The organism is Endobacter medicaginis, assembly GCF_014192375.1.
Classification (GTDB): Bacteria; Pseudomonadota; Alphaproteobacteria; order Acetobacterales; family Acetobacteraceae; genus Endobacter; species Endobacter medicaginis.
Window position 1 is genome coordinate 1 of record NZ_JACHXV010000024.1, and the last position, 24331, is coordinate 24331.

At 63.5% G+C, this 24331-nt stretch carries 24 protein-coding genes and 1 pseudogene; 6 read left to right on the top strand and 19 right to left on the bottom strand.

Features of this window, described 5'->3' with window-relative positions:
* Positions 1 to 199: 199 nt before the first annotated feature.
* The 4 genes from trbF to FHR90_RS15515 are packed head-to-tail and all read left to right on the top strand — an operon-like array spanning position 200 to position 3393.
* Positions 200 to 883, top strand: a complete 684-nt coding sequence (trbF, locus tag FHR90_RS15500; RefSeq protein ID WP_176626128.1) for a conjugal transfer protein TrbF — start codon at positions 200 to 202, stop codon at positions 881 to 883.
* A complete protein-coding gene (gene trbG, locus FHR90_RS15505; protein ID WP_176626130.1) occupies positions 880 to 1926 on the top strand; it encodes a P-type conjugative transfer protein TrbG in 1047 nt (348 codons plus the stop codon). Before trbF ends, trbG begins: the two co-directional genes overlap by 4 nt.
* Positions 1923 to 3134, top strand: coding sequence for a TrbI/VirB10 family protein (locus tag FHR90_RS15510; RefSeq protein ID WP_345970564.1), 1212 nt, complete (start codon positions 1923 to 1925; stop codon positions 3132 to 3134). The genes trbG and FHR90_RS15510 overlap by 4 nt, the downstream gene beginning before the upstream one ends.
* Before the next feature lies 1 nt (position 3135).
* Positions 3136 to 3393: a DUF2274 domain-containing protein gene (locus FHR90_RS15515; RefSeq protein WP_176621830.1), complete on the top strand. Its 258-nt coding sequence runs from the start codon at positions 3136 to 3138 to the stop codon at positions 3391 to 3393.
* Here the strand turns inward: FHR90_RS15515 and FHR90_RS15520 are convergent.
* From FHR90_RS15520 to FHR90_RS15540, 5 genes are read right to left on the bottom strand one after another with little or no spacing between them, the layout of a single operon-like run.
* Positions 3377 to 4357, bottom strand: coding sequence for a LysR family transcriptional regulator (locus FHR90_RS15520; protein WP_246330323.1), 981 nt, complete (start codon positions 4355 to 4357; stop codon positions 3377 to 3379). The two genes, FHR90_RS15515 and FHR90_RS15520, sit on opposite strands and share 17 nt — an antisense overlap.
* Entirely contained in the window at positions 4338 to 5807 is a 1470-nt protein-coding gene (locus FHR90_RS15525) for an efflux transporter outer membrane subunit (RefSeq protein WP_176621829.1), read from the bottom strand. The genes FHR90_RS15520 and FHR90_RS15525 overlap by 20 nt, the downstream gene beginning before the upstream one ends.
* Positions 5804 to 7399: an MFS transporter gene (locus FHR90_RS15530; protein WP_176621828.1), complete on the bottom strand. Its 1596-nt coding sequence runs from the start codon at positions 7397 to 7399 to the stop codon at positions 5804 to 5806. Before FHR90_RS15530 ends, FHR90_RS15525 begins: the two co-directional genes overlap by 4 nt.
* A gap of 2 nt (positions 7400 to 7401) precedes the next feature.
* Positions 7402 to 8520 (bottom strand): HlyD family secretion protein, encoded by a 1119-nt coding sequence (locus FHR90_RS15535; protein WP_246330324.1) that lies wholly within the window; start codon positions 8518 to 8520, stop codon positions 7402 to 7404.
* A gap of 24 nt (positions 8521 to 8544) precedes the next feature.
* The gene (locus FHR90_RS15540) at positions 8545 to 9015 is read right to left on the bottom strand and encodes a carboxymuconolactone decarboxylase family protein (RefSeq protein ID WP_266152938.1); all 471 of its coding nucleotides are present in this window, start codon (positions 9013 to 9015) and stop codon (positions 8545 to 8547) included.
* 93 nt (positions 9016 to 9108) lie between these two features.
* Between FHR90_RS15540 and FHR90_RS15545 the strand changes: the two genes are divergently transcribed.
* Together FHR90_RS15545 and FHR90_RS15550 are read left to right on the top strand one after the other, a co-directional pair.
* Positions 9109 to 9837 carry a TetR/AcrR family transcriptional regulator gene (locus FHR90_RS15545; RefSeq protein ID WP_266152937.1) on the top strand — a complete coding sequence of 243 codons (729 nt, stop codon included), beginning with the start codon at positions 9109 to 9111 and terminating at the stop codon, positions 9835 to 9837.
* A 174-nt stretch (positions 9838 to 10011) separates the two neighbouring features.
* Complete coding sequence (locus FHR90_RS15550) at positions 10012 to 10266, top strand: NAD(P)-dependent oxidoreductase (RefSeq protein WP_176621827.1); 255 nt, start codon at positions 10012 to 10014, stop codon at positions 10264 to 10266.
* A gap of 79 nt (positions 10267 to 10345) precedes the next feature.
* Here the strand turns inward: FHR90_RS15550 and FHR90_RS15555 are convergent, their stop codons facing one another.
* The 14 genes and pseudogenes from FHR90_RS15555 to FHR90_RS15625 all read right to left on the bottom strand — a co-directional run.
* On the bottom strand, positions 10346 to 11440 hold the full coding sequence (locus tag FHR90_RS15555; RefSeq protein ID WP_176621826.1) for an alkene reductase: 1095 nt from the start codon (positions 11438 to 11440) through the stop codon (positions 10346 to 10348).
* A gap of 18 nt (positions 11441 to 11458) precedes the next feature.
* Positions 11459 to 12847, bottom strand: a complete 1389-nt coding sequence (locus FHR90_RS15560) for a dihydrolipoyl dehydrogenase (protein ID WP_218061897.1) — start codon at positions 12845 to 12847, stop codon at positions 11459 to 11461.
* A 29-nt stretch (positions 12848 to 12876) separates the two neighbouring features.
* A complete protein-coding gene (locus FHR90_RS15565; protein WP_218061896.1) occupies positions 12877 to 14208 on the bottom strand; it encodes an NAD-dependent succinate-semialdehyde dehydrogenase in 1332 nt (443 codons plus the stop codon).
* Positions 14209 to 15093: 885 nt separating this feature from the next.
* Positions 15094 to 15570, bottom strand: a complete 477-nt coding sequence (locus tag FHR90_RS15575; protein WP_176621824.1) for an ester cyclase — start codon at positions 15568 to 15570, stop codon at positions 15094 to 15096.
* A 292-nt stretch (positions 15571 to 15862) separates the two neighbouring features.
* Positions 15863 to 17230, bottom strand: a complete 1368-nt coding sequence (locus FHR90_RS15580; RefSeq protein ID WP_176621823.1) for an NAD-dependent succinate-semialdehyde dehydrogenase — start codon at positions 17228 to 17230, stop codon at positions 15863 to 15865.
* Positions 17231 to 17342: 112 nt separating this feature from the next.
* Positions 17343 to 18332, bottom strand: a complete 990-nt coding sequence (locus FHR90_RS15585) for an aldo/keto reductase (RefSeq protein ID WP_176621822.1) — start codon at positions 18330 to 18332, stop codon at positions 17343 to 17345.
* Between the two features lie 132 nt (positions 18333 to 18464).
* Complete coding sequence (locus tag FHR90_RS15590; protein WP_176621821.1) at positions 18465 to 19289, bottom strand: NADPH-dependent oxidoreductase; 825 nt, start codon at positions 19287 to 19289, stop codon at positions 18465 to 18467.
* 79 nt (positions 19290 to 19368) lie between these two features.
* Positions 19369 to 19674 carry a DUF1330 domain-containing protein gene (locus FHR90_RS15595; protein WP_176621820.1) on the bottom strand — a complete coding sequence of 102 codons (306 nt, stop codon included), beginning with the start codon at positions 19672 to 19674 and terminating at the stop codon, positions 19369 to 19371.
* An 11-nt stretch (positions 19675 to 19685) separates the two neighbouring features.
* The gene (locus FHR90_RS15600) at positions 19686 to 20366 is read right to left on the bottom strand and encodes a type 1 glutamine amidotransferase domain-containing protein (protein WP_176621819.1); all 681 of its coding nucleotides are present in this window, start codon (positions 20364 to 20366) and stop codon (positions 19686 to 19688) included.
* A gap of 42 nt (positions 20367 to 20408) precedes the next feature.
* Positions 20409 to 21434 carry an NADP-dependent oxidoreductase gene (locus FHR90_RS15605; RefSeq protein WP_176621818.1) on the bottom strand — a complete coding sequence of 342 codons (1026 nt, stop codon included), beginning with the start codon at positions 21432 to 21434 and terminating at the stop codon, positions 20409 to 20411.
* A 21-nt stretch (positions 21435 to 21455) separates the two neighbouring features.
* Complete coding sequence (locus tag FHR90_RS15610; RefSeq protein WP_176621817.1) at positions 21456 to 22613, bottom strand: iron-containing alcohol dehydrogenase; 1158 nt, start codon at positions 22611 to 22613, stop codon at positions 21456 to 21458.
* A gap of 70 nt (positions 22614 to 22683) precedes the next feature.
* Complete coding sequence (locus tag FHR90_RS15615) at positions 22684 to 23295, bottom strand: TetR/AcrR family transcriptional regulator (RefSeq protein ID WP_176621816.1); 612 nt, start codon at positions 23293 to 23295, stop codon at positions 22684 to 22686.
* 110 nt (positions 23296 to 23405) lie between these two features.
* A complete protein-coding gene (locus FHR90_RS15620; protein WP_176621815.1) occupies positions 23406 to 24236 on the bottom strand; it encodes a zinc-dependent alcohol dehydrogenase family protein in 831 nt (276 codons plus the stop codon).
* A gap of 12 nt (positions 24237 to 24248) precedes the next feature.
* A pseudogene (locus FHR90_RS15625) lies at positions 24249 to 24331 on the bottom strand (IS5/IS1182 family transposase); the annotation flags it as partial.

A 24331-nucleotide genomic window follows, 5' to 3' on the forward strand; every position in this document is an offset into this window, starting at 1 on the left:
CGGCAATCGTTCCCGTGTTCGTCGTCATCGTCCTCACCCCTGAGGCGGAGACCGTCCGCTAACGGAGTGTCTCAAACAACCGTGGGGCGGAGGACTCCCAACAAATGTCCCACGGCGTCCAGACCGCCGCCCACGCTGTCCGTTCCGGCGACGCGCATGGCGGCGGCTCCTCCGTCAATCTTTCCGAAGGCGACCGCTGATGTTCAAACGTCCCGCCGCACATTACGGCAAAGCCCCTCAACCGGAGACGCCCTATCAGCGCGCCGCCCAAGTGTGGGACGACCGCATCGGGTCGGCCCGTGTGCAGGCGCGCAACTGGCGGTACATGGCCTTCGGCTCGCTGGCGCTCTCGGCCGGCTTCGCGGCCGCCCTGGTCTGGGAGACCGCGCGCGGCACCATCGTCCCCTGGGTGGTGCAGGTCGACCGGCTTGGCCAGGCGCAGGCCGTGGCGCCAGCGGTCGCCGACTACACGCCCTCCGACCCGCAGATCGCCTTCTACCTGGCCCGCTTCGTCGAGGAGGTTCGCAGCCTACCAGCCGATTCCATCATCGTCCGCCAGAATTGGCTGCGCGCCTACGACTTCACCACATCGGCCGGCGCTATCGCGCTCAACGAATATGCCCGCGCGAACGACCCTTTCGCCAAGATCGGCAAGCAGCAGATCGCGGTCGACGTCTCCAGCGTCATCCGCGCCTCGCCCAATTCCTTCCGCGTCGCCTGGACCGAGCGCCGCTACGAGGATGGCGCGCTCGCCGACACCGCACGCTGGACCGCGATCGTCACCGTCGTCGTCTTGCCGCCGAGTAACGCCGACACGCTGCGGAAGAACCCGCTCGGAATCTACGTCAACGCCATCAACTGGTCACGGGAGCTTGGGCAATGAAGCCGTCTTTCCGTAAAGCCGGAAACCCGGCTTTGCTCACACACGCCTATCCGCGTCTCCGCCTATGCGCTTTGCCGCTTGTGCTTCTTTCCGCATCCGCGCTCGCCGGTTGCTCGACCTTCAAGCCGCCGGAGATCTCCTATGACGACGCGGCGCCGGCCCATCTCACGGTCGATCCGCCCGCGCCCGTCAGGGTGGTCGAGCTGCCGAAGCCGCTGCCGCTGCCCGGCCAGTTGAAGCCGATCGAACATGGCAAGCTGCCGCCAGAGTCCGCCGATCCCGCCGTCCGCGTCAACCAGGCCAACGCCGCGGCGCGCGTGCAGCCGGTGCGCGACGGTTTCATCAACGCCATGCAGGTCTATCCCTTCACCGACGGCGCGCTCTACCAGGTCTATTGCGCCGTGGGCGAGATCACCGACATCGCCTTGCAGCCAGGCGAGCAGCTCGTCGGCTCCGGCCCCGTCGCCGCCGGGGACACGATCCGGTGGATCATCGGCGACACGCAGAGCGGGAGCGGCGCGACCGCCCAGGTCCATATCCTCGTCAAGCCGACGCGCGCCGAGCTGATGACGAACCTCGTCATCAACACCGACCGCCGCACCTATCACATGGAGCTGCGCTCGGGCGAGCGCACCTACATGGCCTCCGTCTCCTGGCAATATCCGCAGGATCAGCTCATCGCGCTCCGCCGCCAGAACACGGACGCCCAGGCGGCGCAGCCAATCGCCGCCGGCGTCGATCTCTCCGCCATCAATTTCCGCTACGCGATCGAGGGCGATCGTGCGCCCTGGCGGCCGCTGCGCGCCTTCGACGACGGCCGGCAGGTCTATATCGAGTTTCCGACCGGCATCGCCCAGGGCGAGATGCCGCCGCTCTTCGTCATCGGCTCGTCGGGCAAGACCTCCGAGCTGGTGAATTACCGTGTCCGCGCCAACTACATGATCGTCGACCGGCTGTTCGCCGCCGCCGAACTCCGCTTCGGCGACAAGGATTCCGAGAAGCGTGTGCGCATCGTCCGCACCGACGGGAGGCCGGCGTCGTGAGCGATTCCGATCCCCGGAACGAGGAGGAGGCCGCGCCTGCGGCGCCGGCCGGCGATGCGGCCGAGCCGATGCGGCTGCGCGGCGAGGCGCCGCGTGTCACCCGCCTGTCGCGCAAGGCGCTGGCCGGGCTCGGGCTGATCGCCAGCGTTGGTCTCGGCGGCGCCCTCATCTATGCGCTCCAGAATCACAACACCGGCAAGCCGGCCGAGGAACTCTACTCGACCGACAATCGCGCGACCGCCGATGGCCTGGCCGGTCTGCCGCACGACTATAGCGGCGTGCCTAAGCTCGGCCCGCCACTGCCCGGCGACCTCGGTCGCCCGATTCTCAATGCCCAGAATAACGGCCAGGCCGTGCCCTCACCCATGATGCCGGCTCCTAATCCCGGTCCCAGCGCCGAGGAGCAACGACGGCTTCAGGAGATCGATGCGGCCCGGACGAGCAAGCTCTTTTCCGGCGCCGAGGGCCGCCCGGCGACGGCTGGCGCCAGCCCCGCGCCCAATCCGCAGCCCACACCTACCTTGGCCAATCTGGGACTCGCCCCGACGCCGGCGACGCCGACCGCGCAGGATAGGCAGACTGCCTTCCTGACGGCTGACGCCGACCGAAAGACGGTGGCGCCTGACCGGGTGCAGGCCCCGGCATCGAAGAACGTCCTCCAAGCCGGCGCCGTCATTCCCGCGGCGATGATCACCGGCATCCGCTCCGATCTCCCCGGTCAGATCACGGCGCAGGTGACGGAGAACGTCTATGACAGCCCCACGGGGCGCATTCTCCTGGTGCCACAGGGTACACGGATTATCGGCCAGTATGACAACAATGTCGGCTTCGGGCAGAGCCGCGTGCTGCTGGCCTGGAACCGGCTGATCTTCCCGAACGGGCGCTCCATCGTTCTCGAACGCCAGCCGGGCGCGGACGCCGAAGGCTATGCCGGCCTTGAGGATGGTGTCGACTATCATTGGGGCGAGCTGTTCAAGGCGGCCTTGCTCACGACGATCCTCAGCATCGGCTCGGAGGCCGGCTATTCGGGCAACGAGAGCGACATCGCTCGCGCCCTGCAACAAGGCGCGTCCAACAGCACCAGCCAGATCGGACAACAGATCGTCGGGCGCCAGCTCAATATCGCGCCCACGTTGACCATCCGACCGGGCTTTCCGATGCGTGTGATCGTCACGCACGACCTGGTGCTCGAACCCTACGGAGGCTGACATGGGGAAGCTGAAACTTGGTCCGATCGCCGATCAGAAGCCGGTCAAGCTGTCCGTGGAGCTGCCCGCTGCGCTCCATCGGGATCTCGTGGCCTATGGCGAGGCGCTGGGCCGCGAAAGCGGTCAGACGCCCGTCGATCCGGTGCGTCTAATCGTGCCCATGTTGGAACGGTTCATTGCGACCGATCGTGGCTTTGCCAAATCGAGGCGTGGCGATCCCGGTTCCGGAGGCGGCGATGGCTCTACGGCGAGACCGTAGCGCCATTTTGCGGCCCATCGTCGGCGGCTCGCTTAGAGAGCCGCCGCGCCATACTCAGAAGCCGCCGGAAGGCAGGATTGTCGTTGCTCACGGACCATATCGCGCTGAACGGCAATCGTTCGCCCTTGATTGGCCGGTAAGCCACGCCAGGAAAGGCAACGCTGGTGGCGGCCTCGCTAATTAGGGTGAGACCTCGGCCAAGGGCGACAAGCTTCATGAGGTTGTCGCGCCCGACGCCGCACCGCTCGACGACCGGATGATGACTCAGGTCCGCTACATGCTTTACGAGGTAATTATGGACTTCTGGGCCGGGATTAGCGTGGCTAACAATGAAGCGCTCGTCGCGCAGATCGTCCCAGCCGATCTCTCTGCATCTCGCCAGGCGGTGAGCCTGGGGCACGACAGCGAAGACCCGTTCGTTCCAAAGAGACCTTGCCTCACAGCCACAGGCAGCAGGGCTACCCGCGAGAAAAGCAACATCCATTCGGTGATGCTGGACTGAAGCTATGTGCTCCGCTGGATCGCCCTCGGCAAAATCGAGGTGAACAAACGGATTATCCGCTTGATAGGCCTGCAACAGGTCAGCGAGGAAGCCTGAGGCCAGCGACGAAAATATGCCAATCCGAACTGCGCCGACCTCACCGCGTCCTGCTGCCCCTGCATCTTTCAGTGCATATTCGATGCGATCCATCGCTACACGAGCATGTTTGAGGAATTTCTGACCGGCATTTGTGAGTCTCACGCCGCCAGGATGGCGGATGAATAAAGCGACACCAACCTTATCTTCTAGATCGCGGATGCCTCGACTAACGGTTGATTCCCAAACATCTAACTCTATTGCAGCCTGCCGGAAGCTGCTTTTCTCCGCTGCCACCAGCACATAGGGCAAATATTGTAGCACCGCCTTGAGCGATAAAATCGGTACGCCATCCGCAGCGGCCATTTCATTTTTCAGGGCTGCCATTATCCCGGCAGTCCTTGCTGCATTTTGGCTCGGCTAAATGCCCGCCTGCACTAATAGTCTGCCAACCGCCTCCCAAAGCTTTGTAGAGCGCGATATCTGATCGCAGTCGAGACCAAGCGCTTTGCGCAGCTACGTCCTGTGCCGTGTAGAGTTGTCGTTGCGCGTCCAATACCGGCAGGAAGCCCGTTTCTCCCTTTCCATATAGCCTTGCAGCGTTATCGAGGGCTTGATGGTCTTGTTCAGCTTCCGCAGCCAATGCGGTATAGCGCGCCTTGGCTGTCGCCTCGTTCGCCATGTCATCCTCAACTTCCCGAAAGGCGCCGAGCACCGTCTGCTCGTAGTTAAGGCGCTCGGATTCGGCAGTGGCCCGTGCTGCGTCGACCTGAGCAGGAAGTCGCCCTCCCGAGTAGAGACTCTGACTGATCGTCCCACCTGCGATCCAGGCCAGGCTTGCGACCTTGAACGCTTGGTGCAGCGAACTGGTCGTCAGACCGAAATCAAGTGGGATGGAGAAATGCGGATAGAGATCAGCGACCGCGACCCCTATCCTCGCATTCGCCGCAGCGTAGGCGCGTTCGGCGCGCCGGATGTCTGGACGTTGGGCGATGACATCCGAAGGTAGAGAAAGCGGCATAGGCGGCGGTGCGGGAAGCGACGTGGATCCGACAGCCGGCGCCTTGAACTCTTCAGGAAATACCCCGATCAGGGTGGCCAGAGCGTGAAGATAATTATCTGCTTCCGCCTGCTGGGAAGGCACGGCGGCTTGCGCAGCGTCGAGGTGTGCTTGGGCCTCGATCATGTCCAGTCGCGGCCGCTCACCACCTTGATAAGCGTGGATTGAAAGCTGAAGCGCCTGCTGCGCTGCCGCGACGCTCGCCTGCGCGATACGGAGCCGGACCAAGGCGAGCCTGTATGCGAAATAGTCGTCGGCTACTTCCGCGAGCAAGCTTACTAGAATTGCGTGTTGCGCCTCTTCTGCCTCACCAACGCTCGCTTCTGCGGCTTCCTGGCGCCGTCGCGTTCCGCCGAAGAAATCGAGTTCCCAGGAAGCGTCGAAGCCGACCTGATAATAGGGATAGACCCCTCTCGATGCAGGTGGTGGCCAATCCAGCGTCTGCGTCTGGCGACGGCTCTCGGCTGTTCCGCCGACACCCAAGGACGGGAGTGCGCGCGATTCCGCGATTCGTAGATCGGCGCGGGCCTGGACGATCCTTTGCCCGGCGATTTTCAGACCCTTGTTGCCGCTGACGGCCTTCTGGAGGAGGTCTGACAGGATCGGGTCATGAAATCCGTCCCACCACGAGTCTGCCCGGGCAACGTGCGGCGCATCGGCGTTCCCCTCCGTCCATCGCTCTGGGGCCGACAGATGTGGCGGCTGGTAGTCCGGCCCGACCGTGCATCCGGCCAGAAGCGCCACCATCGTAAGCGTGGAGAAGAGGCGGCTTCTCATGACGCCCGTGCTCCACTTTGGCGATCAGGATGGCCGCTGCCAAATTCGGCCATCATGAGCGCCAGTCCGCAGGAGCAGAATAGCAATGCGCCCAGGAGCACAAAGGCTTCCGACGAACCAAGCACCGCGGCTTGCCGGCGCGCCTCTGCCGCTACGTGCTGAACGGCGCGCAAGTGATTGCGGCCTGTATCGCTGGCGGCGTAGCCGATCGTGCTGCTCAGCGATGAGAGGACGCCCCGCCGCCCATCGGGGTAGAAACCGGTGTTGGCGAGCAGTTCGGCGTAGCTCGCCTGTCCATCCAGTCGCATCGTTGTCGCCACCCACGCGCTCGATGCGGTCGCGGCCAGACTTCGGGCGATGTTGAAGATGCTGGCGGCATATGCGCCTTCGGCCGGTTTCACCTCGCCCACAAACAGGACGAGAAGCGGTACAATGATCAGCGGCAGGCCCAAGCCCTGGAGCAGCTGGCCGAGCATGAGCTCGATCGCCATCCAATCGGAGGTGGCGGCGACGTTGAGCAGGGCGGCCAGTCCTACCGAGGAAAGCCCGACCACCATCAAGGTGCGAGCGTCCACCCAATGAAAGCGCAAGGCGAGAGCGACCACGGGGTAGGAGATGAATTGCGTCCAGGCCGTGCCGAGGAGCACCGGAGCGATCTGCTCCGCCCGGAAGCCCTGGACCGACACCAGGAAATTCGGGATGAACGCGCCTGATAACATGGTGGCAAACTGGAACGGCAAGGTGGCCAGTGCGCCCAGGGTCAGGTTCCAGCGCCGGGTCAGCCGGATCGCCACGATCGGGTGTCGGACATGCCGCCATTCGTGGCAGACGAAAATCAGCAGGCACGCAACACCTCCCGCCAGCAGCGCGATGACGACAGGTGAGTCGAACCACCTCAGACGATTGCCCTGACTGAGTCCGCAGGCGAGGAGCCCGAGCCCGCAAGAGAGCGATGCGATACCAGCCAGATCCGCATGGATGATCGCCCTCCACCGAACCGGTTCTCGCCACAGTCCGGCAAAACCGGCGACGAGGGCAGCGAGACCAAGCGGAAAGCTCAGCCAGAGCATCGCCTGCCAGCCGAGATGCAGGACCGCGAAACTTCCGACCGGAGCGGCGATCTGCGAGGCGAGCGTGGTGGCGGTGGCATAAAGCGCGATACCGACCGGGCGCCATGTAAGGTCGAACGCGCGAAGCTGGATCAGGATCGAGAGCGGCATGATCATGCCGGCCGCGAACCCCATCAGCGACCGCGCCGCAATGGCGTCCCCGAGGCCGGGCGAGAAACCAAGCGCCATCGACGCCGCCAGAAACAGGACCACGGCGGGCAGCAGGACGCGGCGGATCGACAATCCCATGGCGAGCCAGCATCCGATCGCCACGCCGATCGGCTCGGCCGCGGAATAGGCGGTCGTGAGCCAGCTGCCGTCGTCGGCGCCGATGCCGAGACCGCCTTCGAGATCAGCGGCGGACTGCGTGAAATAGCGGTTCGCCATCATCACCATCCAGGCCGCGCAAAAGGCGGAGAGGCTGGCCAGCGCCGGCGTCTTATACCGGCCCATCGTCGTCGCCATGCGGGAGGCCGGATTCATCATCACTTCCCCGTCGCGACGGTCGCGACGGCCGACATGCCGGGGCGCAACCGATCGAGGCCTCGCTGCCCGGGCCTCAGAATGATCTTGACCGGGAAACGCTGGGCGACCTTGGTGAAATTACCGGTCGCGTTGTCGGGCGGCAGCAGGGCAAGCAGCGCACCCGAAACTGGTCCGAGGCTGTCGACCGTTCCGTGGAAGACCACGCCGGGTGCGCTGTCGACCGTCAGCGACGCCGCCTGTCCCGGCCGCATGTGTGCGATCTGGACCTCGCGGAAGTTGGCGATAACCCAGACCTGGGGCAGAGGAGCCAGAAGTGCGACCTGCGTGCCGGGAGCGACATAGTCGCCAGGCAGGATCGTCCGCGAAGACAATTGTCCGGAAACAGGACTTGTGATTCGCGTATAGCCCAGGTCGATGCGGGCGAGATCGCGCCCGGCGCGCTTGCTCCCAATCGTGTTGCGCGCCTGCTCAGCCTGGGTCTGAATGACCCGCTGCATTTGCTGCGCCGCCGTCAGGTCGGCGGCGGCCTGGTCCCGTGCTGCGGTAAGGCGTTGTTCGGCTGCATGCGCTTCCTCCAGCGCCCGACGCGATGTCGTCCCATCGGTCGCGAGCGATCGTTGCCGGGAATATTCCAGTCTAGTCTGAATCAGGTTGGCCTCGGCCTGTCGCACCGCCGCTTCGGCCGCCGCAATATGCGACGTCTGGAGAACCGCCTGTTCGTTCAGTATTTCGGCCGCGGCCTGCGCCGCGCCCAGGTCCGCCTCGGCGGCCTCCAGCCGGGTCTTATAATCGTCGCTCCGGATGACGGCGACTGTCTGCCCTGCCTCAACCCAGGCGTTGTCTGTCACAGGCACGGATTCGACATATCCGCCGATATGGGATGCGATGCTAACGAGGTCCGCGCGCACATAGGCATCGTCCGTCGTCTGTTCGCCCATCGAGGAGGCAAGGCGATCGCCGTGACCGATGGCAAGGACCACGCCAGCCACGCACAGTGCGGTGAGTAGGCAGATCGTGGCGGTTGCACGCCCCCGAAGACGCCGAGCGAAGAGCCGCAAAATGCGAAAAATCGCGGGTCCGCGTTGACGCGTGGCGTCTGCCTCGTCCATCTCAGGCATGCCCCCTGCGCCTGCGCCTGCGCCTCAGCTCGGATTCTCGACTGAGGCGAACACCGAACCTGCCGTTTGAATGGCAGCCAAAGCTGCCGGAAGACCCGCTGCAATTCCAACTTGAACACAGATGTCGATGATTTCCTCACGGGAAACGCCGGCGCGCAGCGCGGAGCCGATCCTCAGTTTGAGGATCGGCGCAGCCGTCGCGCCCAGCGCGGCACAGGCGGCAATCATGATGGTCTCGCGCGTCTTCAGGTCGAGGGAACTTGATCCATATACATCGGCGAACTCCCACTCCATGACAAAGCGTCCGAAGTTCGGAGCGAGATCCGCGAGCCCGTCCAGGAAGGCGCTCGCGGGCAGGCCGGTAATCTCCTCGAAAGCTGTCTTGCCCGCGACGAGGCGGTCTGACGTCGTTAGTGACTTTGCTTCCATGATGATCTCCGTGATGATCCGGTTTGAAGTCGTGCGCAAAATCGAGGATAATTGCCGATCGGTCACTAACCTAAGCCCGAAAGGCGTTGGGGTCAATATTAATTGCCGATCGGTCACTATTAGATTAAGCGATGTGTCGAGTATGATGAGGCTGCATCCGTGGTGAAGAGGAAGACAATCGGCAGCGAGATGCCTGAAATCGCCCGTATGAGGCAGACTGCCTCGTCCGCGCGTAAACCGAAGAGACGCCGCCTAGATCCGACCGAGCGCGAACGCGAGATCATCGAAGGAGCCGTCGCTTTCTTCGCGGAGGTTGGTTTCGACGGCGGATTGCGCGACTTGGCGCAGCGCATCGGGACCACGCATCAGAATTTGCTGCGCTATTTTCCTACAAAGGAAGCCCTGATCGAGCGGGTGTACGAAGAGGTTTACCTCAATCGCTGGCAGCCGGAATGGGAGGCGCTGCTGCATAAATCCGATCGGTCGCTGGAGGATCGCCTTGTCGCCTTCTATGAGGATTACCTCGCAGCGATCTTCAATTATGAATGGGTGCGGATATTCGTCTTTGCCGGCCTCAAAGGCGTTGACATCACGCAGCGTTATCTCGGGCTTATTCAATCGAACATCATCGAACCCCTTGCTCGCGAGTTGATGGTGAGCGAGGGCAAGGAAGGCAAACCTTCGCCACTGGAGATGGAAGTGGCGTGGGCATTGCACGGCGAGATGTTCTATCTTGCTATCCGTCGTTGGGTCTACGCATTGGACACGCCGCAGGATCTGGGCGCGGTCATCCGAATGTCCGTTATCCGGTTTCTGGAGGGAGCCCCGGCGGCCATGAAAAAGGTACCGGCCGCCGAAAGAAGAGGCCTTTTACCGAAAGCATTGTGACTGCCGACTTATCCCGCTGGCTAAAGCAGAGACCTACACCGCGTGCGGCTAAGCCTTAACTGTCCAGCGCACCGGCCCAACCCAGTCCCGGGGTCGCGATCGGCATGCTGGCCCCGGGAGCGCTTTAGGAGATCTCACCGTCCGGAGTCATGTCTGCGCCCGCTAGCGATGCACATGGCCAACCTGCTGCTGGCCACCGATTATGGCAACCGTCTCATCCGCAGCTACGGTCCGATCATCGCCGACAAACGCTTCGAACCGGCGGGGTTTCCGATGCGGCTCGGTCGCAAGGATATTGGCCTGGCGCTAACCGCCGCCAACGGGTTGAAGCTTCCACTCACCCAGATGATCGCCGAGCGCATGGACACGATCATCGCCGCAGATGGGGGCGAGCGCGATTGGTCTCCGCTCGGACAGGAGGGAAAGTGATGGTCCCATCCAGGCCCGGGCGTTCACCCGCTTCGCTTTTGGCTGTCGGACCGGGAGCGCTGGACTTGGCGCCAGCCGATCAATGTTGGGGCGGCAAGAAAGGATAATCGGTATAGCCTTGCTCGCCGCCGCCATAGAAGGTCGCCTGATCAGGCTCAGCGAGATCGGCACCGACACGCAAGCGTTCGGGAAGATCGGGATTTGAGATGAACGGCCGCCCGAAACTTATCGCGTCGGCGTCACCATCCGCGATGGCGGTGGTTGCGGATCGGGCATCATAAGCGCCGTTGCCGATGTAGACGCCATCGAATGACGCACGCAGCCTCTTCAGCAATGCGCGCTGGTCGTCGCTGCTTTTCTGGCCGTAGAATTCCTCGATCACATGAAGATAGGCAAGGCCGCGCGCGCTCAGCATGCTGTAGGCAGCGGTGAAGACGGTTTCGGGATCGCTGTCACTGATGTCGTTCGCCTGGCCGAGCGGCGACAGCCGGACGCCCACCCGATTTGTCGGGAACACGGCACAGACCCGATCCAGCGCCTCGCCCAACAGGCGCAGTCGATTTTCGACCGAGCCGCCATAATCGTCGCTTCGGCGATTGGTGCCGTCCTGCAGGAATTGGTCGAGGAGATAGCCATTAGCGGAGTGAACCTCGACGCCATCGAACCCGGCCAGCTTCGCGTACCGCGCGGCGGCGGCATAATCATCGAGCGTTGCCGCGATGCCGTCTTCATCGAGCGCGACCGGTTCCGATGTATCGGAGAGACCCTGGGCGGTGAAGGTTTTGACGTTCGCGCGGACCGCGCTTGCCGAAACCGGCTGCGCGCCGTCGGGAAGCAGCGATGTGTGGCTGATCCGGCCGACATGCCAGAGTTGACAGAAAATCCGGCCGCCTGCGGCGTGCACGGCCTCGACGATCGGCTTCCAGCCCTCGACATGCGCGTCACTGTGGATGCCGGGCGTATCGATATAGCCCTTGCCCATCGGCGAGATCTGGGTCGCCTCGGAGATGATGAGGCCGGCCGACGCGCGCTGGCGATAATAAGCGACCGCCATGGGCTTGGGCGTTCCGTCGCCATGCGCCCGGCTGCGTGTCAGCGGCGCCATCAGCACGCGGTTGGGCAGTTCGATGGCGCCGACCTGCAAGGGCCGGAAAAGAATGGAATTGTCAGCCATGATTGTTCCCTGTCGTTTTCAGGCCCCGGCCGGCGTGCCGGCGTCCTGGTTCTGCGGAAGTGGAAGGGGCGTAGCGGCACAGATGGTGCGCAGCGCCTGTTTGAGCCCCTCCTCGATCGTCGGGTGATAGAAGGGCAGCTCGAGCAATTCGGTCGCGGTGACCCGGCGCTGGATCGCCCACGCGAGGATGTGCGCCAGATGCTCGCCGGCTGGTGCGATGAGATCCGCGCCGATCAGCCGCCCGTCGGGCGCCGCGGCATAGAGGGTCAGCTTGCCTTCATTGCGCCCCTCGACCCGGGACCGTCCCTGATCGGCAAAGTCGGCGGTACCGGTGACGGCGCCATCGGCCTCGGCGTCGCCGATCGTCGCCAATGTCGGTTCGGTGAAGGTGATGCTGAAACGGGTGTTGCGGTCGCTTCTGACAGCGGCGGGAAGGGCGACGGCGTTGCGGCCGGCAATGGCGCCATCATGCGAGGCCTCGTGCAGAAGCGGCAGATCCGCGGCAACATCGCCTGCAAGAAAGATCGTGCTGTCGCCGCACCGCATCGTTGCCCGATCGTGGACCGGAACGCCGCGCGGGTCGAGTTCAACACCCGCGCGGTCCAGATCGAGTCCCCGGATCTGCGGGTGTCGGCCGACCGCGACCAGCACCTTGTCGAACAGCCCATCGCCTTGGTCTCTGCCACTCCACGAGAGATGCACGCCGTGCTCGTGTTTTCGCGCCACGACCCCGACACCAAGATGCAGGTCCAGGTCGCGCTCGAGAATGTCCCGCAAGGTCGCTTGCACTTTGGGGCAGCGTATGTTTGCCACGCGGTCTGCCCTGTCGAAGAGCGCCACCTCGACGCCGAGATGCGCGAAGGCTTGTGCCAGTTCAAGCCCGATCGCGCCGGAGCCGATCACGGCAAGGCGCCTGGGGAGATCCGCCAGTTCGAACACGGTTTCGCTGGTGATCGCGACATCGCGCAGGGCGGCGAAGGCATCCGGCAACACGGGCGCCGACCCGTTGGCGACGATGATCGCCCGCGCCTCGATGATCCGACCGGTATCGAGCAGCAGCCGGTCAGGCCCGGTAAAACGCGCCCGTGCCCGGATGGCTACGCCATCGGGCAGGCTCTCGATCGATTCGCGCGTCAGCGCGGCGAAGCGATCCCGCTCCGCGCGCACCCGGCGGAGGACGGCGGGGCCGTCGACCCGCGCAGCGTCGATGTCGATCCCGAACAGCCCGGCCCGCCCGATCCGATGGGCCTCCCGTGCAGCTGCGATGAGCAGCTTGGAAGGCATGCAACCGACCGTGGCGCAGGTCGTGCCGGCAAATGCGGGATCGATCAGCACCGTCGACGCGCCGTTCTTGCGCGCCGCGCGCTCGGCGGCGAGGCCGGCGGTGCCGGCCCCGATGATCGCCACATCGTATCGGTCCGGTCCCGCCGCCATGCTCAGCCGATCGTGACGGATTTGACGTTCACGAACTCCTTGAGGCCTTCGAGGCCGTGCTCTCGGCCATAGCCGGAATCCTTCACGCCTCCGAAGGGAAGATCGGGTGTCGCAATGCCGAAGCTGTTGATGAACACCATGCCCGTATCGAAATATTTGGTGGCCAGCTCGCGCGCATAATCGACGTTGCGGCTGAAGATGCCGCCGCCGAGGCCATAGCGGCTGCCGTTGGCGATCCGCATCGCATCCTCGTCATCGCTGGCGCGGATGATGGCGGCGGCGGGGCCGAACAGTTCGTCATCGTGGGCGGGCTGGCCGGGCGCGACATCCGCCAGCACGGTGGCCGGATAGAACCAGCCGGTGCGATCCGGCACTTTGCCGCCGACGAGCACGCGCGCGCCCTTTGCGACGCTCTCCTGCACCTGCTTGTCGAGCTGATCGCGCTGGCCCCGGCTGACCAGCGGGCCGAGCTGGGTATTCGCTTCGTTCGGGTCACCCATGCGGATCGTGCCGAATTGCTCGACATAGGCCTCGACGAAGGCGTCGTAATTCTTGTCCGTGACGATGAAACGCTTGGCGTTCACACAGGTCTGGCCGTTGTTGTAGAGGCGGCCTGCGACGCAGGTCTTCACCGCCAGATCGAGATCGGCGTCGTCGAGCACGAGATAGGCGTCGTTCGACCCCAGTTCGAGCACGGTCTTTTTCACCACCTCACCGGCCTTGGCGGCGACGGCGCGACCGGCGCGGTCGCTGCCGGTCAGCGTGACGCCGCGCACCAGGTCGTTTTCGATGATCCTGTCCGACTGCTCGTGGGTGATGATCAGGACGCCGAAGAGGCCCTTGGGCAGCCCCGCGCGCTCATAGAGATCGCGCAGGAACAGGCCGCTGCCCGTGCAGTTCTCGGCGTGCTTCAACAGCACGCCGTTACCTGCCATCAGGCTGGCGATCGAATAGCGCACGGCCTGATAGGCCGGAAAATTCCATGGCTGTATGCCGTAGACGACGCCAATCGGCGCGTGGGTGACAAAGGCCGTGGCGCCTTTAACCTCGCGCGTCTCGTCGGCAAGCACCGCGGGCCCATGCTGAGCGGTATAATCGCAAATCGCCGCAACCAGGTCGACCTCGTCGCGGCTGTCGCCGATGAGCTTGCCGACCTCGCGGGTCATCAGCTGTGCGAACTCCTCCTTGGCGTCACGCAAGGCGCCGCCGATGGCGGACATGACCGACGCACGCTCCTCCAGGCTGCGCAACCGCCACTGGAGAAACGCGTCGTGACTCGCCTGCACCACGGTGGTCGCCTCTTCGTCCGACATGTAGCTGTAGGTTTCGATCACCTCCTCGGTCAGAGGATTGATCGTGGAGAATTGTGTGTCTGTCATGATATCCAACTTTCTGTTTGCGAAAAGAATACGACAGCCGAGGATCAGCCGTACCGCGAGCGATGATTGGAAAGAGTGCCCCGCACGTCGGAAAGCGCGCGCAGGATCTCGTCGCGCCACCCGTCCCCGGGAGAATCCGCACCGCGGAATGGGCAGCGCAGACAAGGGGCGTGCCCGCCCAGCGATCGGCCAGGGCCCGAGCCCAGGCGGCGAACGCGTCCGCCGAACCGGAGCGCTTTGAAAGCGCCTTGGCCAGCATCGGGTGGAAACGGAGGCGGGACTGCGGCAGCAAAGGCTTCAGCATTCCCGGTGCCGCCAGCACGTTCAGCGTGTCGTCGACATGGACAATCCCGCTGGGGCGGTGCCGGACCAGCACCGATGCCGCATGCACCCGGCCGTCGGGCGTGACGAGATCGAGGCCATGGGGCACGGCGAATTCGAGATCGTCAGCGAATTCGGCCTGGGTCGCGGCATCCTCGATCACGCTCCCGTCCCACGGCAGGTCGGGGACCTGTTCGCGATGCCGGCGTGTCCCGATCAGCCGCGCCCGCGGGGCCAGTTCGTGTGCGATACGGCAATGAAGCGTATGGAAGGGATGGACATTGATGATCGCCGCGATAGCGGCGCCATCGTTTGTCAGCCGCAAGAGGCCGTCGCGGTCCTCGCCCGTCACCGAATAGCTGTCGAGCAGGAGGAACCGGCCATCCGGGCGGCGGACCAGCGACATCTGGGTACCGATGTCGATCACCTTCGCGAACTTGAAGCGTCCACGAAAATTCCACACATTGTCATGCAGCTGCTGCATTCGCGAAGGTGTTCCCGCGCCCGTTCCCGACCCGCTTATTTATTGTAGGTGAGGCATTCCTCGATCGGCCAGCCAAGCTGTTCCCACATGGGAAGATTGTTCCATTCCTTGACGAACTCGACGAGTTTGCCATCCTTCGCTCGGAAAAGGGCGCTCGCGGTCCAGGTCGCCTTGCGACCCGTCGGCTGGATCTTCCCGTGGGGCGCGCCCTTGTGGGTGCCCTCGGCGGTATAGCGAAACGCGACGCGATCATTCTTGACGAATTCCACGTCGAAACTGACGAAGTGAAGGTCATCGAGCTTCGTCATCAACTCGCCATGGACGTCGGCATACTGTTCCAGCGTTTCCGTGCCCGGAAAGGTCGTCGGACCCACGAAACGGTTCGCTGAGGCGCATAGATGCTTGACGGCATCCGCGCTGCCCAGACCGGGCGTGTAAGCGATCCGCATATATTCATGCGCAAGCTCCAGATTGGTTTGCTCTTCTGATGTGAGCGTGGCGGCGTCGACCATATGGTGCTCCTGCTGCTTGAGTGCGACCCGGTTTCTGGCGCGTAGCCACGGATGAAAAGCCAGGCTGCATCGTTCGAGGAATGCCCGTTGATTCCCGGGACAAGAACGTCGCGAACGCACCTTAAGTTCCGACCGGTAATTAGTGTGGCTCGGATGTCTCGGGTAATGGTCTCCGACGGCGACGAGGCGTGCTTGGGGCCTGATTTGAGTGCCGCTGCCGTCAGGGGCGCGAACTGATAGCGGCCTCGAGGTTGCAATACGGTGGGGAGGCCAGGGGGCCTCCCCGTCCCGTTCAGAGGTGAATGAGCTTGCGGTTGACGAATTCCTCGATCCCGAATTCCGACAGTTCGCGGCCATAACCTGAATTGCCGATGCCGCCGAAGGGCAGGTCGGGAGCCGTGTCCGTGACCCCGTTGATGAAGACCATGCCTGTCTGAATCCGCTCCGCGATCTTGCGTCCGCGTTCGACATCGCTCGTGTGCACGGAGCCACCAAGGCCGTAGGGCGAGTCATTGGCCAGGGCCACGGCCTCGTCATCGCTGCCCACCGGATAGATGGTTGCGACCGGCCCGAAAATCTCCTCGTAGAAAACCGGGTTGTCCCTGGCCACATCCGTAAGGATTCCGGCGCCCATGAAAAACCCGTCCCTGTCGAGTCGCTTGCCGCCGGTCACGAGGGTCGCGCCATGCTCGACCGCCTTTTCGACCTGCGCGATCGCGCGCTTCATCGCGTCCTCGCTGCTCATCGGGCCATGCGTGACGCCCTGCTCAAGCGGGTCGCCATAGCGGAATTCGCCGATGGCATCGGTCAGGCGCGCGGTGAATTCCTCCACCAGCGAGTGATGCACGATCATCCGCTTGGCCGAGGTGCAGACCTGGCCATTGTTCATCATGCGGCCGGCAACCGCGGTCGGGATCACGTCATCCAGCCTGGCGTCATCCAGCACGATGAAGGGGTCGGAGCCGCCGAGCTCCATCGTGCTCTTCTTGAGCGCACGTCCGGCCTGGCTGGCCACGGCGCTTCCCGCCCGCTCGCTTCCCGTCAGCGCGACGCCGCGGATTTCACGGCGACCGATCAGCTGCTCGGACTGATCGTTGCTGATGAACAGGTTGGTGTAGGCACCTTCCGGAGCACCGGCCTCGTGAAACAAGGCCTCGAAAGCAAGCGCGCATTGCGGGACGCCGGGCGCGTGCTTCACCAGCACGACGTTGCCTGCCATCAGGTTGGGCGCGGCCACGCGGGCGAGCTGGTAATAGGGGAAGTTCCATGGCTCGACGCAGTAGATGACGCCGAGCGGCTGGCTCAGCACGGTGGCCTTCCCGCTTGCCACCTCCAAATCCCTGGGAGCCAGGAATCTTTCGGCGTTATCAGCATAATAGGACAATATGTCCGCAGATATGCCGATCTCCCAGACCGCCTCCGGAAACACTTTGCCCATTTCCGTGGAGATGAGCCGGGCGTGCTTGTCCGTGTCCCGACGCAGGATGTCGGCCGCCCGCTGCACGATGGCGCGACGGTCCGCGAACGACAGCAGATGCCAGCTGTCTTTCCAAAGTGCGTGCGCCTTGTCCAGCTTCGCGAACATCTCGGCGTCGCTATGCGTCTCGAAAGACTTCTCCGTCGCGCCGGTCGCAGGATTGATTGTCCGATAGATATTCATCACTCATTCTCCATCATAACATGACATTTGTTTCGATTGTCGGCGTACTGTTCGGTGCCGGACCTGTTCGCGACCGCTGGCGATCTGCTCATCCTGGGCGGCGCGATTGTCTTCATCGTCCCGTCACCGCTTCCATGTGCGCCGGATATCGCGCGCCCTCGACCTGGATCTGCGCGAGCGCTCCATCGAATTTAGCCAGATCCTCGCGATCCAGTTCGATTTCGGCCGCCGCCAGATTCTCCTCCAGCCGATGCAGCTTGGTTGTTCCCGGGATAGGCACGATCCAGGGCTTGCGGGTGAGGAGCCATGCCAAGGCGATTTGAGCCGCCGTCGCTTGCTTCTCGCCCGCGATCCGGTTCAGGAGCTCCACAAGGGCCTGGTTCTTTTCCATCGCCTCGGGTGTGAAGCGGGGCAAGCCGGCCCGGAAGTCGGCCGGGTCGATGTCGCCCGGATTGCCCAACGCGCCCGTCAGGAAGCCTCTTCCGAGCGGGCTGTAGGCAACAAGTCCGATGCCGAGCTCATCACAGACGTCCACTATGCCGCTCGCCTCGATATCGCGGGTCCAGATCGAATATTCATTCTGCAAGGCGGTGACTGGTTGCACGGCATGCGCGCGGCGCACGGTCTGCGCTCCAGCCTCGGACATGCCGAAATGCCTGACCTTGCCGGCCCGGATCAGCTCGGCCACCGTTCCGGCGACGTCTTCGATCGGCACATTCGGATCAACACGGTGCTGGTAGAAGAGATCGATATGGTCGGTGTTCAGCCGTTTCAGGGAGGCATCACATACGGCCCGGATCCTGTCGGGCCGGCTATCCGGGCCCGCCATCTTGCCATCAACGATCGAGAAGCCGAACTTCGTCGCGATTACGACATCCTGTCGCAAGGGTGCGAGTGCCTCCCCAACGATCTCTTCGTTGGTGTAAGGCCCATAAACCTCCGCCGTGTCGAACATCGTCACGCCGCGCTCGACGGCTTCCCGGATCAGCTTGACGCCTTCTTCCTTACTGACGCCCGGCCCATAGGCATGATTCAGGCCCATGCACCCGAAGCCGATAGAAGAAACCTCCAGTCCGCTTCTTCCCAGAACTCGATGCTTCATGATTCTTTCTCCAAATTGCGGTCGCGTCGAGCGAGCGGTTCCAGATTTGGTCTTGGACGGTACGAGCGATGGTGCTCCGCGCCGTGCAAACGGCTGATGGGTTGACGCGCGGCTATTCCGGCTGAAGGCGTTTCACGTCAGTTTCAGACCAAGATTGTTGACAGCCTCTCGCAATCGGTCCCGGCCGGTCAGCGCTTCCGGGCCGCGCACGCGCTCGACGGCGCTGCGCGACCAGGCCTGGTCGTCGCGTTGCCGGGACCGCTGAAATTGGCTCATCCGGCGGTCATAGTCTGCGACGGCGGCCGCCTCTTGAGACAGGTCATAGCGGCCGTGATGGAGTACCGCCGCCTGCGGGAGGCGGGGCTTGACCTCGGCAGGCCGGCTCGGGTCGGGATAGCCGACGCACATGCCGAAGAGGACAAAGCTACCAGACGGAAGACCGAGCTCTTCTGCGACCGCTTCGGGGTGATTGCGCATGCCGCCGATGTAGACGATGCCCATGCCGAGCAGCTCGAAGGCGATCGCAGCGTTCTGCGCCGCGAGCGCCGTATCGACCGCGCCAATCGTATAGCTTTCGAGATAGTCGGTGCCCTCAGTCGGGATGTGCTGGGCGAGGCCAAGCCTGCGAAGACGCGACCAGTCCGCGACCCAGGCAAGGAACAGCGGGGCCTGCGCGACATGGCGCTGGTCACCAGCAAGTTCGGCGAGACGTTCCTGCTTGCCGCGATCCCGAACGGCGATGACGCTCCAGGGCTGGAGGTTGGAAGAAGACGATGCCGACTGCGCCGCGGCGATAGCCCAGCTCAGCGCGTCGTCGGCGACAGGCTGGTCGCCATAGGCGCGCACCGACCTATGCCGGAGCAGGTGCGAAAACGCCTCGTCGGGGATGTCCGAGGGCGGCCGGGTGCCATAACGGGCCTCCCAGCCTGTCGGGTCAGCGGGAACGCTTGATATCATCCATAAATCCTTTCCGGGCGCCAGCAGGTTGAGACAGGGCCGGGTGGCGGCCGAAGGGAAGGGGCCCCCGGCGCCACCATCAGCCGTCGGCTTCAGTATCGATCCCCTCGATGATGAAGGCGCGGCTCTCGGCACCTCTCAGCCGATGCGGGAGCGCCTCGCGATAGGCAGGGCTGTCATACCAAGCCCGTGCAGCCTCGATATTCGGGAAGCGCAGGATGACGGCGCCCTCGATGGGTGCGCCTTCCAACACCTCAAATGCCCCGTAGAAGGCAAGCGGGGTCAAATCGTGGCCGGCACGCGCAGCGGGAGCCTTCTGTTGATACAGGGCGAGCTCGCCTGCATCGACCGTGCTGTCTCGGATGATGACGGCATAAGCGGACATGCGGGTCTCCTTCAGTCAAGCAGCGCAAGCAATGCGTGCGCGGCGGCATCGGATGAGGCGGGGTTCTGTCCGGTCACTAGCAACCCGTCCGTTTGCACATGGGCTCCCCAGTCGGGTCCCTTGCTGTAATGGGCACCCAGGCCCGTGAGTGCGTCTTCCACGAGAAAGGGCACGACCTCGGTCAGGCCGACAGCTTCCTCTTCGCTGTTGCTGAAGCCGGTGACGGTCCTGCCCTCGACCAGCGGCTTGCCGTCAGCACCCTTCACGTCACGCAGCGCGCCCGGCGCATGGCACACCAGGCCGACCGGTTTGTTAGCGCCGAGCGCATCTTCGATCAAAGCGATCGAGTGGGGGTCGTTGGCCAGATCCCAAAGTGGACCATGGCCGCCCGGATAGAAGATCGCATCGAAATCCGCGACCGAGACATCGGACAGCTTGTGCGTATTCGCGAGTGCCGACATGGCCGTGTCGTCGGCCTCGAATCGGCAGGTCGTGTCGGTCTGGGCGTCCGGCTCGTTGCTCTTCGGATCGAGAGGCGGTTGCCCGCCCTTCGGGGAAGCCAAGGTGACGTCAACGCCCGCGTCGACGAACGCATAATAAGGGGCTGCTAGTTCTTCCAGCCAGAAGCCGGTCTTCTTGCCCGTATTTCCAAGTTGATCGTGCGAGGTGAGTATCACGAGAATCTTCGTCATGAGGTGGACCTTTAAGTGATAGTGGATGGTCTTCGGTGCCGCTCAGAGGTCGCTCACGCGGACCACCACTTTCCCGAAACTTTTTCCCGAGAGCAGGTTCAGGAACCCCTGGGGCGCATTCTCGAGACCGTCGACGATATCCTCGCGTAGCTTGACCTTGTCCTGTGCTGCCCATGCGGTCATGTCGGAAAGAAAGGGGCCGAAACCCTCCGCCCAATGGTCGGTGATGATGAAGCCCTGGACGCGCCAGCGTTTCATGAGGATCTGCATCATCAGGCGTGGCGCCTGGTTCGGTCCGGGAGGGAGCGCCGAATAATCGTTGTAGTGTGCGATCAATCCGCACACCGGGATGCGCGCACCGATATTCAGCCGGGGCAGGACGGCATCGAACACCGCGCCCCCGACATTCTCGAAGTAGATGTCGATACCATTGCCCGTCGCGGCGGCGAGCTGGTCCGCGAAATCGGGCGCACGGTGATCGACGCAGGCATTGAACCCCAGCGTGTCGACCGCGTAGCGGCACTTGTCAGCGCCGCCCGCAACGCCGACGACGTGCGCGCCCTTGATCCTGCCAATCTGCCCCACCACGGAGCCGACGGCGCCGGTCGCGGATGCGACGACCAGCGTTTCGCCGGGGCTCGGCTCACCGATCTTCAGCAGGCCATGATAGGCGGTGAAGCCGGGCATGCCGAGCAGGCTGAGCGCGTAGGAGGGGTGGGTGACGCGCGCGTCGAGCCGGGTGATGTCGCGACCGTCCGAGATGGCATGGCTTTGCCAGCCGGTGTCACCCACCACGAGGTCGCCTTCGTTATAGTCTGGATGACGCGAGACCTCGACGCGGCTCACGGCGCCCCCGACCATGACCGCTCCCACCTCGACGGGAGGCGCGTAGGATGGCGCATCGCTCATGCGGCCTCGCATATAGGGATCGAGCGACAAATAGATCGTGCGGAGCAGGACCTGTCCCTCACCGGGCTCCGGGACAGGCTGCTCATCGAGCCGGAAGTCCGAGAGTTGCGGAGCGCCCGTCGGGCGCTTGTCGAGCAGGATTCGATGGTGCGTGGTCATGACGATGCCTCCCGTTTCTTGTCAGAGACTGGCTTCGAGAATGCGCTGACCCACCTCGGGGGTGACGTCCTTGCGCTCGCCGAGTTCGACCATGCCGTGCGCGCGAAGCTGGCCGACAAGGGTCCCGATCTCGCTTGCATCGATGCCATAGTCGGGCAGCCGGGTCTGGATCCCCATGCTTTCGAAGAAAGCCCGCGTCCGATCGATCGCCGCATCGATGCGTTCGTCCTCGGAGCCTTGTGTGATGCCCCAGACGCGCTGCGCATATTGCAGCAGCTTGCCATGCTTCGCAGCCCGACGAACCTGAAGGTTGGCGGGAAGGACGACGGCCAGCGTGCGTGCGTGGTCGATATTGTAGCGCGCGGTCAGTTCGTGACCGATGATGTGCGTCGACCAGTCCTGCGGCACGTCGGCGCCGATCAGCCCGTTGAGCGCGAGCGTCGCGACCCACATGAAATTCGCGCGCAGCTCGTAATCGTCAGCCTTCTCGAGCAGCTTGGGGCCGATCTCGATCAGCGTTTGCAGCAGACCTTCGGCAAAACGATCCTGTACGAGGCCGTCGGCGGGGTAGGTGAGATATTGCTCCATCACATGGGTGAAAGAGTCGACGACACCGTTGGCGATCTGCCGGATCGGAAGCGTGTAAGTCTTCGTGGGATCGAGAATCGAGAATCGCGGAAACACATGCGGGCTCGTGAAGGCGAGCTTCGCCTGGGTGGCTCTGCGCGTGACGACGGAACCGTCGTTCATCTCCGATCCGGTTGCAGGCAAGGTGAGGACGCTGCCGAAGGGAAGGGCACTCGTCACGGTATCGCCGCGGGTCTCCAGGATGTCCCAGGGCTCACCGTCATAATCGATCGCGGCGGCCACGAATTTCGTGCCGTCGATCACCGAGCCACCACCGACCGCGAGCAGGAAATCGAGTTTTTTCTCACGGACCAGGCTCACCGCCTTCATCAGCGTCTCGTAGCTGGGGTTCGGCTCGATCCCGTCGAACTCATAAACCTCCCGAGCGCCAAGTGCGGCGCGAACCTCGGCAAGCGTGCCGTTCTTCCGGGCGCTTTCGCCGCCGAGCAGGATCAGCACGCGCGCATCCGAGGCGACCAGCGTATCAAGCCTCGCGATCGTCCCCTGACCGAAGACGATGCGCGTCGGGTTAAAAAATTCGAAGTTCAACATGACCGCACTCCAAATTAGACTGGTCGTCTAAGCGATAGGCAAAAGCATGTGATCGCCAGGAGGAAATGACCTACGTCGCCTGGTTGATCCCGAGCGTGCGCCGGCTGGCGGCAAGCGCGCTCAGCAATGGTTCGGCGTTGCGTGCTATCTTTGCGAGCAAGCTGGCGCCAAGCCATGTTTGATAAAGCGTTTCCGCGGTCTCCTGGGGCTCCCCGGCGATCACGACCGAACCATCAGCCAGGCCACGTTCGATCGTCCGAGCGAGCCGTCCAATAACGGCCGAAGTGCCGCGCAGCAGGACTTTGCGCATTGTCTCGGACAGATCCGAAACTTCGGCACCGAGCTTTACCGCGAGGCACTTGCCCTCCGGATCGCAACTGGCCTGGGTGTCCACCCACTTTTGCCAGTAAACCATCAGACGCTCACCCTCGCTGAGCCCAGGGCGCTGCAGCATGGCGTCGAGATCCTCAAGGTAGGTCTCGAAATAGCTCTCTAGCAGCGCCTCACCAAAGGCATCCTTTGATTCGAAATAATGATAAAAGGACCCCTTCGGAACACCAGCCGCTGCGAGAATTTCGTTCAAGCCGACGGCCGCATACCCCTTGCCACTGATGATGATTTGGGCGGTGTCGAGAATCTCTTGTCGGACGTCGCGGGCGAGCGCAGTTTGCGGTGTGGACATGATTCACACTATATATATGAAGTTAGACCAGTCGTCTAGTGGCGGCGATGTGTTCGCCGGGCATGGGCGCCACAAGGGAAAGGCGATAGCTTGACGCTGCTTCGATTGGCTCACCACTCCACACAGATCTTGCCAAAATGGGCGCCGCTGGCCTGGTAGTGAAAGGCGTCGCCGAGCTGATCCAGGGTGAAGCTGCGATCTAGAATTGGGTGCATGTCGTTCTGGTTCAGCGCAACAATGTAATCTCGCTGCTGTCGCCGGCTCCCCACAATAAGTCCCTGCAAGCGCGCCTGCTTGGCCATCAAAACTGCTGTTGGTATCTCTCCCTGCCGGCCGGTGAGAACACCGATCAGTGCGATATGACCGCCCACCCGTACCGCCGTAATCGAATGCGCCAAAGTCCCAGGGCCGCCGACCTCGACAACATGATCCACGCCCCCGCCGGTGAGATCGCGCACCTTTTTCCCCCAATCGGGGGTCTGCCGGTAGTTGATCACATGATCCGCGCCGAGTGCCTGGATACGTTCGAGCTTCTCGTCGGATGAGGATGTGGCGATGACCGCCGCTCCCATCGTCTTGGCGATCTGCAGAGCGGCGATCGACACGCCGCCTGTGCCGAGGACAAGGACCGTCTCTCCGGCCCTGATTGAGCCATCGACGACAAGAGCGCGCCACGCGGTGAGCCCAGCCGTTGTAATCGTCGCGGTCTCCGCATGGCTCCAGCCACTCGGTGCGTGGGTGAAGGCAGTCGAGGCCCTCACGGCATATTCGACCGCGAAACCGTCAATGCCGTCCCCCGGCGTACCGGCGAAGTTGCCTACCTCTCCCCATGGCAGTCCGTCCGACCATTGCGGGAAGAAGCAGGAAACGACCCGGTCCCCCGCCTTGAACTCCGTCACCCCTTCCCCGACCGCTTCGACAACACCGGCGCCGTCCGACATTAGGGCTGGGACTCATAACCAGTAGCTGACGACGGCTGCGATGCAGACGGCTGCGTGGAAGTTGATGGCGAGACGATCGTATCGGGTAGCGATCC

Excerpts from the sequence above, each read along its gene's own strand:
- FHR90_RS15535 (WP_246330324.1), bottom strand. The coding sequence starts at position 8,520 with ATGCCTGAGATGGACGAGGCAGACGCCACGCGTCAACGCGGACCCGCG.
- FHR90_RS15620 (WP_176621815.1), bottom strand. The coding sequence starts at position 24,236 with ATGTCGGACGGCGCCGGTGTTGTCGAAGCGGTCGGGGAAGGGGTGACG.
- FHR90_RS15530 (WP_176621828.1), bottom strand. The coding sequence starts at position 7,399 with ATGAATCCGGCCTCCCGCATGGCGACGACGATGGGCCGGTATAAGACG.
- FHR90_RS15520 (WP_246330323.1), bottom strand. The coding sequence starts at position 4,357 with ATGGCAGCCCTGAAAAATGAAATGGCCGCTGCGGATGGCGTACCGATT.
- FHR90_RS15605 (WP_176621818.1), bottom strand. The coding sequence starts at position 21,434 with ATGACCACGCACCATCGAATCCTGCTCGACAAGCGCCCGACGGGCGCT.
- FHR90_RS15550 (WP_176621827.1), top strand. The coding sequence starts at position 10,012 with ATGGCCAACCTGCTGCTGGCCACCGATTATGGCAACCGTCTCATCCGC.
- FHR90_RS15615 (WP_176621816.1), bottom strand. The coding sequence starts at position 23,295 with ATGTCCACACCGCAAACTGCGCTCGCCCGCGACGTCCGACAAGAGATT.
- FHR90_RS15610 (WP_176621817.1), bottom strand. The coding sequence starts at position 22,613 with ATGTTGAACTTCGAATTTTTTAACCCGACGCGCATCGTCTTCGGTCAG.
- FHR90_RS15585 (WP_176621822.1), bottom strand. The coding sequence starts at position 18,332 with ATGAAGCATCGAGTTCTGGGAAGAAGCGGACTGGAGGTTTCTTCTATC.
- FHR90_RS15580 (WP_176621823.1), bottom strand. The coding sequence starts at position 17,230 with ATGAATATCTATCGGACAATCAATCCTGCGACCGGCGCGACGGAGAAG.
- FHR90_RS15555 (WP_176621826.1), bottom strand. The coding sequence starts at position 11,440 with ATGGCTGACAATTCCATTCTTTTCCGGCCCTTGCAGGTCGGCGCCATC.
- trbG (WP_176626130.1), top strand. The coding sequence starts at position 880 with ATGAAGCCGTCTTTCCGTAAAGCCGGAAACCCGGCTTTGCTCACACAC.
- FHR90_RS15600 (WP_176621819.1), bottom strand. The coding sequence starts at position 20,366 with ATGACGAAGATTCTCGTGATACTCACCTCGCACGATCAACTTGGAAAT.
- FHR90_RS15595 (WP_176621820.1), bottom strand. The coding sequence starts at position 19,674 with ATGTCCGCTTATGCCGTCATCATCCGAGACAGCACGGTCGATGCAGGC.
- FHR90_RS15525 (WP_176621829.1), bottom strand. The coding sequence starts at position 5,807 with ATGAGAAGCCGCCTCTTCTCCACGCTTACGATGGTGGCGCTTCTGGCC.
- FHR90_RS15590 (WP_176621821.1), bottom strand. The coding sequence starts at position 19,289 with ATGATATCAAGCGTTCCCGCTGACCCGACAGGCTGGGAGGCCCGTTAT.
- FHR90_RS15515 (WP_176621830.1), top strand. The coding sequence starts at position 3,136 with ATGGGGAAGCTGAAACTTGGTCCGATCGCCGATCAGAAGCCGGTCAAG.
- trbF (WP_176626128.1), top strand. The coding sequence starts at position 200 with ATGTTCAAACGTCCCGCCGCACATTACGGCAAAGCCCCTCAACCGGAG.
- FHR90_RS15575 (WP_176621824.1), bottom strand. The coding sequence starts at position 15,570 with ATGGTCGACGCCGCCACGCTCACATCAGAAGAGCAAACCAATCTGGAG.